Annotated in this window: 7 protein-coding genes; 4 read left to right on the top strand and 3 right to left on the bottom strand. The window is 66.7% G+C overall.

Features of this window, described 5'->3' with window-relative positions; genetic code table 11:
- Positions 1-105: 105 nt before the first annotated feature.
- Both ATE62_RS20500 and ATE62_RS20495 read right to left on the bottom strand, forming a co-directional pair.
- On the bottom strand, positions 106-798 hold the full coding sequence (locus ATE62_RS20500; protein ID WP_058809421.1) for an aspartate/glutamate racemase family protein: 693 nt from the start codon (positions 796-798) through the stop codon (positions 106-108).
- 2 nt (positions 799-800) lie between these two features.
- Complete coding sequence (locus ATE62_RS20495; protein ID WP_058809420.1) at positions 801-2366, bottom strand: alkaline phosphatase D family protein; 1566 nt, start codon at positions 2364-2366, stop codon at positions 801-803.
- Between the two features lie 166 nt (positions 2367-2532).
- Between ATE62_RS20495 and ATE62_RS20490 the strand changes: the two genes are divergently transcribed.
- A complete protein-coding gene (locus ATE62_RS20490; RefSeq protein ID WP_082662936.1) occupies positions 2533-3573 on the top strand; it encodes a DUF2167 domain-containing protein in 1041 nt (346 codons plus the stop codon).
- A 9-nt stretch (positions 3574-3582) separates the two neighbouring features.
- Here the strand turns inward: ATE62_RS20490 and ATE62_RS20485 are convergent, their stop codons facing one another.
- Entirely contained in the window at positions 3583-4347 is a 765-nt protein-coding gene (locus ATE62_RS20485) for a glutaredoxin family protein (RefSeq protein ID WP_058809419.1), read from the bottom strand.
- Between the two features lie 41 nt (positions 4348-4388).
- Here ATE62_RS20485 and ATE62_RS20480 point away from each other — a divergent pair, with 41 nt between their 5' ends.
- The 3 genes from ATE62_RS20480 to ntrX all read left to right on the top strand — a co-directional run bounded on the left by ATE62_RS20480 (position 4389) and on the right by ntrX (position 8838).
- The gene (locus ATE62_RS20480) at positions 4389-4790 is read left to right on the top strand and encodes a MerR family transcriptional regulator (RefSeq protein ID WP_058809418.1); all 402 of its coding nucleotides are present in this window, start codon (positions 4389-4391) and stop codon (positions 4788-4790) included.
- Between the two features lie 387 nt (positions 4791-5177).
- On the top strand, positions 5178-7469 hold the full coding sequence (locus tag ATE62_RS20475; protein WP_231736346.1) for a sensor histidine kinase: 2292 nt from the start codon (positions 5178-5180) through the stop codon (positions 7467-7469).
- Positions 7459-8838, top strand: a complete 1380-nt coding sequence (gene ntrX / locus ATE62_RS20470; protein ID WP_058809959.1) for a nitrogen assimilation response regulator NtrX — start codon at positions 7459-7461, stop codon at positions 8836-8838. Before ATE62_RS20475 ends, ntrX begins: the two co-directional genes overlap by 11 nt.
- Positions 8839-8869: the final 31 nt, after the last annotated feature.

The following is an 8869-nucleotide window of genomic DNA, read 5'->3' as shown; positions in this document are numbered from 1 at the left end:
GGGTTGGGGGTGGGCCATTGCAGCGTTGCTGCCCACCCCCAACCCCTCCCGCAAGCGGGAGGGGAGATCGACGTCCGCTAACCACCCCAAACCAGACACGTCCGCTCACCCCAGCGCCAACTCCACCGCCGCCGCGGCATGCAGCGTCGTCGTGTCGAACAACGGCACCGGGCTGTCGTCGGGCTGCACCAGCAGCATGATCTCGGTGCAGCCGAGGATGATCGCCTCGGCGCCCGCGTCGACCAGCCGCGCGATGATCGCGCGATAAGCGTCGCGCGACGCCTCGGTCACGACGCCCGCGACCAGCTCGTCATAGATGATCCGGTGCGCGACCGCGCGGTCCTCGGCGCCCGGAACGACCACCGACAGCCCGTGCCGCGCACTCAGCCGGTCGCGGTAGAAATCCTTCTCCATCGTGAAGGCGGTGCCGAGCAGCCCGGCCCTCTCGATCCCCGCGGCGTGCAGCCGGTCGGCGGCGACGTCGGCGATGTGGAGCAGGGGCACCGACACCGCCGCCTGCACGGCGTCGGCCATCAAATGCATCGTGTTGGTGCAGATGATCAGCAGCTCGGCGCCGCCCGCCTCCAGCCGCCGCGCGGCGTCGATCATCATCGCCGTCAGCGCGTCCCAGTCGCCCGCATTCTGCAGCCGCTCGATCTCCGAAAAGTCGAACGACCACAGCAAACAGCGCGCCGACGCCGTCGGCCCCAGCCGCCCGCGGATGTCGCGGTTGACGAGGCGGTAATATTCGGCCGAGCTTTCCCAGCTCATGCCGCCGATCATGCCGATCATCTTCATCGTCAGGCCATCTTGATCCCGGCGACGCCATTCTCGACGACGCCGGTCGCGCGCTTCGACAGCGTGTTGGTCGGCGTGGTCACCTTGTCGACGACCATGAAATGCGACTGCCACGCCTCGCGGCCGACCTCGCACACGACATAGCCGCGCTGGTCGTTGGCGAATTTGAGCTCGGGGTTGAGCTTCAGCCAGTCGTCGGTGCCGTTGCGCTTGTCGCTGCCGTCGCCGCCCGACGAGATCGAGGTCGCGACGAATTCGGCGCCGACGACCTTGTCCTTGAGGACCAGGTCGCCGCAGAAATTCTGATGCTCGTCGCCGGTCAGGACGACGCAGTTCTTCAGCCCCGCCATGCGCGACAATATGCGCTCGCGCGGCGCCTCATAGCCCGCCCAGCTGTCGAGGTTGAGGATCTTCTTCGGCTCGTCGGGCTTGCGGCGCCGGTCGAGCGACATCATCGTCACCTGCTGCGCAAATGTATTCCAGGTCGCGCCACCCTTCGCGAGGTTGCGCGCCAGCCACTCCTCCTGCGCCTTGCCCAGCACCTGCGCTTCTTTCGCATAGACCTCGGGGCAGGCGGGCTTGAAGCCGTCGCCGCACGGCTGGTCGTCGCGATACTGCCGCGTGTCGAGCAGCTGCATCGCCATCAGGTCGCCATAGCGGAACTCGCGGTGCATGCCGACCATGCCGCCGCGCGGCAGCAGCGCCTTGCGCAACGGCATATGCTCGTACCACGCCTGCATCGCGGCCTGCTTCTTGAGCATGAAGACCTCGGGCGGCGCGGCGTCGGGGTCGTTGCCGTCGAGCCCCATCTTCCAATTGTCGATGTCCGACACCCAGTCGTTGCGGATCTCGTGATCGTCGAAGCTCGACAGATGCGCATGCACCGAGCGCACCGCCTGCTGGTCGATGTCGAGCAGGGTCTGCGCATAGGCGCCCCGGAAATCGTCGAGGTCGACCAGCGCGCGCTGCGCATAGCTGCGCACCGGGCGGATCGGCAGCCCGCTGTCGAAGAGATAATCCTGCTGATATTCGTAGATGAAATCGCCATAGTGATAGACGAAGGCAAGGTCCTCGCGCGCCATGTGGCGGTACGCGCCGTAAAAGCCCGATTCATAATGCTGGCAGCCCGCGACGCCGAATTTCAGCGCGTCGACCTTGGCGCCGGGCGCGGGCAGGGTGCGCGCACGGCCGCGCAGGCTGCGCTCGCCCGCGGCGGTGAAGCGGTAATAATAGGGCCGGTCGGGCAGCAGCCCCGCGACCTCGACATGGACGCTGTGGCCGAGTTCGGGGCGCGCGAGGTCGGTGCCCTTCGCCACGACGTCGCGAAAGCCGGTGTCCGACGCGACCTCCCAGTCGACCGGCACGTTGGTCAGCGGCATGCCGCCGTGGCGCTCCATCGGCTCGGGGGCGAGGCGCGTCCAGATGACGAAACCGTCGCTCGCGGGATCGCCCGCCGCGACGCCCAGCTTGAACGGAAAGTCGCGGAGCAGCCCCTGCGCGCGGACGATCGCGGGGACGGCGAGCCCGGCGAGCGTCGCCCCGGCCAGAAACGAGCGGCGGTTGTACATGGCAGTTCCCATAGTCTGGTGATTCGTTGCGCCGGGCATAGCCCAGCGGCACGCGAAATCCCATGTGCCGGGATCGTGACGATCGGGTTGCGCGCCGCAGCCGATCGGACTTGCGGCGCGCCGGTCTTTCTGGAACAGGGGTTGTGTCTGTCCGGGGGGAAAGATCATGATCCGATTGTCGAATTTTCGTGCGCTGCTCGTCATGGCCGGCGCGATGGCGCTCGCCGCGACGACGCCGGCGGTGACCGCCGCCACCGCGGCCACCGCGTCCGGTCCCGCTGCCGAACAGGCGGCGATCGCTGCACAGCAGGCCGCGGCGCAGCGGCTGATGGCCTCGATGAAGCGCCAGACCGGAACGATCCATATCGCGGCCGCCGACGCCGACCTCAACCTCGGCGACGCTTATTATTTCGTCGGGGCCGAGGATGCGCGCACGATCCTCGTCGACGTCTGGCGCAACCCGCCGGGTTCGGCGACCGGCGTGCTCGGCATGGTCTTTCCGAAAGGGAAAAGCTTCGTCGACGACACCTGGTCGGCGGTGATCACCTTCGAGGACACCGGCTATGTCTCCGACGATGACGCGAAGACGATCGACTATGAAGAGATGCTCGCCAACATGAAGGCGGCGGACGAGGAACAGGCCCCGGCGACGCGCGCGTCGGGCTATCCCGCCGGCATCCTCCAGCGCTGGGCGCAGGCGCCGACCTACGACGCGCAGAAACACTCGCTGGTCTGGGCGCGCGACATCAAGTTCGACGGCTCGAGTGAGGACACGCTCAATTACGACATCCGCCTGCTCGGCCGCACCGGCGTGCTCAGCATGAACATCCTCGCGGGCATGAGCCAGCTTGCCGAGGTCCAGGAGGCCGCCAAGACCTTCGCCAATGTCGGCAGTTTCCGCACCGGCGCCCGCTACGCCGACTATAATCCGTCGACCGACAAGAAGGCCGAATATGGCCTCGCGGGCCTCGTCGCCGCCGGCGGCGCCGCGGCGGTCGCCAAGAAGGTTGGCCTATTTGCGATCCTCGCCAAATTCGGCAAGTTCATCGTCATTGGCCTGGTCGCGCTCTTTGCGATGTTCCGCAATGCGATCGGCGGGCTGTTCGGCCGCAAGCCCGCGCTCGATGCCGACGCGTGGCAGGAAGAGCATTATCGCGCGCCGGACGACGACGGCAGCGATGCGGCAGGCAAGCCGCCGGGGCAATAGCCGCGGCGGTCAGACCAGCATCGCCAGCATCCACAGCGCCATGCCGACCATCGCCAGATTCTCGGTCAGCGAGACGAAGCCCAGCGGCACCTTGCTGCTACCCCCGACGCACGCGCATTTGAGCTCGCGCCGCTCGATATAGACCGCCTTGAACACCGACGCCGCGCCGATCGTGCCGATGAACAGCGACACCGGGATCGACAGCCAGGGCAGGGCATGCGCGGTCATCAGCACCCCCGCGAGCCCCTCGGCGAACGGGTAGATGCGGCCATAGGGCACCCAGCGCTTCGCGAGCAGGTCGTAATTGAGGAACATCGTCGAAAAGCTCTCGATATCCTGCAGCTTGAGCAGCGCGAGCACGATCATGCTGAACGAGACGAACCATTCGGCGGCGCGCAGCGTGAGGGCGGTACCGAACACCGCGTGGCTCGCGGCGAGCGCCATCAACGCGGTCATCGCGAACAGCGCGATCACCGGACGATAGCTCACCGCATCGGGATCGCGCACGGTCAGGCCGAAATGGCGGCGGAGGTCGTCGTAACCACCGATCCGAACCCCGTCGATGAAGGTCTGCGGCGTGGTCCTGACGCCATGTTCGGCCTTGAACGCGTCGGTCTCCTCGCGCGTCGTCAGCCAGCGGTCGTCGACCGTATAGCCTTTCCGCTTGAGCAGGTGCCGCGCCTTGAGGCCATAGGGGCAGATGTGCCCCGGCATGACCATGCGGTGGAGAACGGCCGTCTTGCGGCCCGCGGCGGTGGTTGTTTCCTGTGTCATGCGCCCCATATGGCATCCGTACCATGGTACGGAGTCAAGCGATGCAGCTCACCATTGGAAAATTGGCCGCCGCGGGCGGTGTCGGGGTCGAGACGATCCGCTATTACCAGCGCCGCGGCCTGCTGCCGACGCCCGCGCGGAGCGGCGGCGACGGCTGGGGCGGCGGCATCCGCCGCTACGACGAGGACGACCTCCGCCGCCTGAAGTTCATCCGCGCTGCGCAGGGCGCGGGCTTCACGCTCGACGAGATCGGCGAACTGCTCGCGCTCGAGGCGGGCGACGACCGCGTCCAGGTCCGCCACCTCGCGCGCCAGCGGATCGAAGCGCTCGATACGAAGATCGCGGCGATGACCGAAACGCGCGCGGCGCTGGCGAGACTGGCCGACCTCTGCGCTGCGAGCGACAAGGGGCCATGCCCGATCTTGGCGGCCTTCGAGCCGTAGCCCGCTCGGCGGTGACGGCTCACGGGCGATTGCGGACATCTTAATCCTCCCTGCGGCGAAGCCGTGGGGAGGGGGACCACCCGCAGGGTGGTGGAGGGGTGCGGGAGGTCATACGCCGAGTTCGGCTGCACGCACCCCTCCACCATGCTTCGCATGGTCCCCCTCCCCATCGCTTCGCGACAGGGAGGATTAAGTACGTCCGCCCCCCACCTCAAAGCCGACATAGCTTTTTAACGCGAACTGAAACGACCGCGTTCCAGCGTCGATAGTCGGCCTCCGGCGATTGCCGCCGAACCACGCCCAACCGAGCCGCTTTCCGCGTCCAGCTGTGGCCCTCGCGCACTTTGTGTGTTTTCTATGCAACAACATTGTCGTAGCAAGGACACAATGGCCACCAGCGCTCCCCCGATCAACGACAGCGATTCCGGCGGCCAGAGCGCGCGCGCCAAGGCGTGGCAGTTCGCGGTTCCCGAATATTATGCGCTGGCGGTGATGCTCAGCGTCGGCATCGCGACCTATATCTTCGTCACCGGCGACGCGCAGAGCGACCGCTTGCTTACCCCGGCGCTCGTCGCCGCGATCATGGTCGCGAACCTGCTGCCGGCAATGACACTCATCGTGCTCGTCGGCAGCCGCGTTGCGCGCGCGCGCGCGACCAGCTCGATGGCAGGCGGCAACGGCCGGCTGCACGTCCGTCTCGTCGCGCTCTTCTCGTTGATCGCGGCGGCGCCGACGATGCTCGTCGTGATCTTTGCGTCCTTGCTGTTCCAGTTCGGGGTCGATTTCTGGTTCTCGGATCGATCGCGCGGGATGTTCGAGAATGCGGCGAGCCTTGCCGAGGGCTATTATCAGGAAAACCAGCGCGAGGTCGGCGCGAACACCATCGCGATGGCCAAGGATCTCGGCAATTTTCTGGAAAAAGTGCCGCCCGACGATCCCGATTTCTCGAGCTATTATTTCCAGCAGGTCGTCGTCCGGAACCTCAATGAATCGGCTGTGATCGAGATCGGCGCCGATGGAGTCGCGCGGACGGCGGCGGGGGTCGATCCCGACAATCGAGCCGCCGAGAACCGTTTGCAGCCCGAGATGATCAAGCGGCTCGATGCCGGCGAAGATGTCGTCGTCGTCCGCCGCTCGGACCGGATCGAGGCGGCGACCAAGCTGCCGGGGGCGCAGCGCGCCTATGTCTATGCCTCGCGCGATTTCAACGTGCCGGGCTTCCAGCAATCGGTGCGCGCCGGCACCGTGCTTGCCGACTATAACGCGCTCTTCCAGCGGTCGCAGCTGCTCCAGCTCCAGTTCAACGGCGCGCTCTATCTGGGCGCCTTGCTGTTGCTCGCGCTCGCGGTGATCGCGGCGATCGTCGTCGCCGACCGCATCGTGCGTCCGCTCGGCACGCTCGTCGGCGCGACGCGCACCGCCGCGGGCGGCGACCTGTCGGTGCGCGTGACCCCTACCGCGCACGACGACGAAATCTCCGTTCTCGCCAACGCCTTCAACCGCATGACCGAGCAGATCCAGGGCCAGACCCACGCGCTGGTCAGCGCGAACGAACAGATCGAGGCGCGGCGCAGCTTCATCGAGGCGGTGCTGAGCGGCGTGTCGTCGGCGGTCGTCTCGGTCGACGCCGAGCATCGCATCCTGCTCGTCAACGCCGCCGCCGAGCGGCTGATCGGCAGCGGCGCCGGGGAGCTCACGGGGCGCCCGCTCGCCGAGGTCGCGCCCGAACTCGCGCGGTTGATCACCGGCGACGAGCGCGAGGCGGTGGTCCAGCTCGCGCGCAAGGAGGCCGAGCCCGCGACGCTCGCGGCGAAGGCGGTCGCGCAGGGCGATGGCTTCGTGCTCAGCTTCGAGGATATCACCCAGCAATTGCTCGACCAGCGCCGCGCCGCCTGGTCCGACGTCGCGCGCCGCATCGCGCACGAGATCAAGAATCCGCTGACCCCGATCCAGCTCGCCGCCGAACGCCTGCAACGCCGCTTCGGCGACAAGGTCGAGGGCGATCAGGCGACCTTCCGCAAGCTGACCGACACGGTGATCCGCCAGGTCCACGACATGCGCCGCATGGTCGACGAATTCTCGAGCTTCGCGCGCATGCCGAAGCCGACCTTCGGGGTCGAGGATGTCCGCGATATCTTGAAGCAGGCGGTGTTCCTCTTCGAAGTGGCCAAGCCCGACATCGAATTCGGCGTCACGATCCCGAACGAGATCGAACCCCTCGTTTGCGACCGCCGCCTCCTGTCGCAGGCGCTAACGAATATCGTCAAGAACGCCGTGGAAGCGATTGAAGAAAAATCGAAAAACTCCGAATCTTCTCCCATTGGCCATATCCACGCCATCCTCGATATGCGACAAGTTGGTGAAATGACGATCAGCATCACCGACGACGGAATCGGTCTCCCCGAAGCCCGCGACAGCATCGCCGAACCCTATATGACCACGCGCCAGGGCGGCACGGGTCTCGGGCTCGCAATCGTCAAGAAGATCGTCGAGCAACATTATGGCGAGCTCGAATTCGCCGACAATCCCGCGGGGCAGGGGACGCGTGTCACGCTGACGCTCCACCCCGACCGCCTGCGCCCGCTGATGGGGCGCGGCGCCGACACCATGACAGGGCAGGCTGAAACGGTCCCCGGACGCTTCCGGAACCGCCAGGACAGAGAAGAACATGGCGCTTGATATTTTGATCGTCGACGACGAGCGCGACATTTGCGAGCTGGTCGCCGGCGTCATGGAAGACGAAGGTTATGAAGCACGCACCGCGTCGGACAGCGACGCTGCGCTCGAGGCGATCCGCCAGCGGCGGCCGTCGCTCGCGCTGATCGACGTCTGGCTTCAGGGCTCGCGGCTCGACGGACTGGGGCTGGTCGAGGCGATCAAGGCCTTCGACCCGACGCTGCCGATCATCGTCATCTCGGGCCATGGCGGGCTCGATACCGCGGTCGCGGCGATCCGCCGCGGCGCCTTCGACTTCATCGAAAAGCCCTTCGAGGCCGAACGCCTGCTCCATCTCGTCGCGCGCGCGACCGAGAGCGAGCGGCTGAAATTCGAATATGAGCGACTGCGCGAACGCGCCGGCCCGGCCGACGAGCTGACGGGCGCCAGCGCCGCGATCAACAATGTCCGCGCGACGCTGAAGCGCGTCGCGGGCACCGGCAGCCGCGTGCTGATCACCGGCGCCGCGGGAGTGGGCAAGGAGGTCGCGGCGCGGGTACTCCATGGCTGGAGCGGGCGCCAGACCGCGCCGTTCCGCGTTATCTCGTCTGCGCGTATGGATCCCGAGACGGTCGAGGCCGAGCTGTTCGGTGCCGAAGGCGACGATGGCGCGATCCGTGTCGGCCTGCTCGAACAGGCGCATGGCGGTACGCTTTTCCTCGACGAGGTCGCCGACATGCCGCTGACGACGCAGGGCAAGATCCTGCGCGTGCTCACCGACCAGAGCTTCACCCGCGTCGGCGGGCGCACAATGATCCGTGTCGACGTGCGCATCATTTCGGGCTCGGCGCGCGACCTGATGACCGAGATCGCCGAGGGGCGTTTTCGCGAGGATCTCTATTACCGGCTCAATGTCGTGCCGGTGCATATCCCGTCGCTGCGCGAGCGGCGCGACGACATCGCCTCGCTTTGCGAACATTTTGTCGGCCGCTACGCCGCCGACCGCCACGCCCCGCCGCCTGAGATCAGCGCCGAGGCGATGGCCGCGCTCCAGGCGCACGACTGGCCGGGCAATGTCCGCGAGCTGCGCAACGTGATCGAGCGCGTGATGATCCTGGCGCCCAGCGACCGGCTGGGGCGCATCGACGCCGACATGTTGCCCGCCGAACTGGTGCGCGGCGGCACCGACATATTGCCCAACGCCGAATCGATCACCGCGATCCCGCTCAAGGAAGCGCGCGAGAATTTCGAGCGCGAATATCTGCGCATCCAGATCAACCGTTTCTCGGGCAATATCTCGCGCACCGCGACCTTCATCGGCATGGAGCGCTCGGCGCTGCACCGGAAGCTGAAGCTTTTGGGTTTGACCGATAATTCGGAGAATGAAGTCTAACGCTTCATGGCTTTGCGCTAGACCTGCGCTG

The organism is Sphingopyxis sp. HIX (genome assembly GCF_001468285.1).
Lineage (GTDB): Bacteria > Pseudomonadota > Alphaproteobacteria > Sphingomonadales > Sphingomonadaceae > Sphingopyxis.
The sequence above is the reverse complement of the archived record's forward strand: the minus strand, read 5'-3'. Positions and strand labels throughout refer to the sequence as shown.

What these genes read in the sequence shown, in the direction of transcription:
- ATE62_RS20500 (WP_058809421.1), bottom strand. Translation starts at nt 798, where the DNA reads ATGAAGATGATCGGCATGATCGGCGGCATGAGCTGGGAAAGCTCGGCC.
- ATE62_RS20495 (WP_058809420.1), bottom strand. Translation starts at nt 2,366, where the DNA reads ATGTACAACCGCCGCTCGTTTCTGGCCGGGGCGACGCTCGCCGGGCTC.
- ATE62_RS20490 (WP_082662936.1), top strand. Translation starts at nt 2,533, where the DNA reads ATGATCCGATTGTCGAATTTTCGTGCGCTGCTCGTCATGGCCGGCGCG.
- ATE62_RS20485 (WP_058809419.1), bottom strand. Translation starts at nt 4,347, where the DNA reads ATGACACAGGAAACAACCACCGCCGCGGGCCGCAAGACGGCCGTTCTC.
- ATE62_RS20480 (WP_058809418.1), top strand. Translation starts at nt 4,389, where the DNA reads ATGCAGCTCACCATTGGAAAATTGGCCGCCGCGGGCGGTGTCGGGGTC.
- ATE62_RS20475 (WP_231736346.1), top strand. Translation starts at nt 5,178, where the DNA reads ATGGCCACCAGCGCTCCCCCGATCAACGACAGCGATTCCGGCGGCCAG.
- ntrX (WP_058809959.1), top strand. Translation starts at nt 7,459, where the DNA reads ATGGCGCTTGATATTTTGATCGTCGACGACGAGCGCGACATTTGCGAG.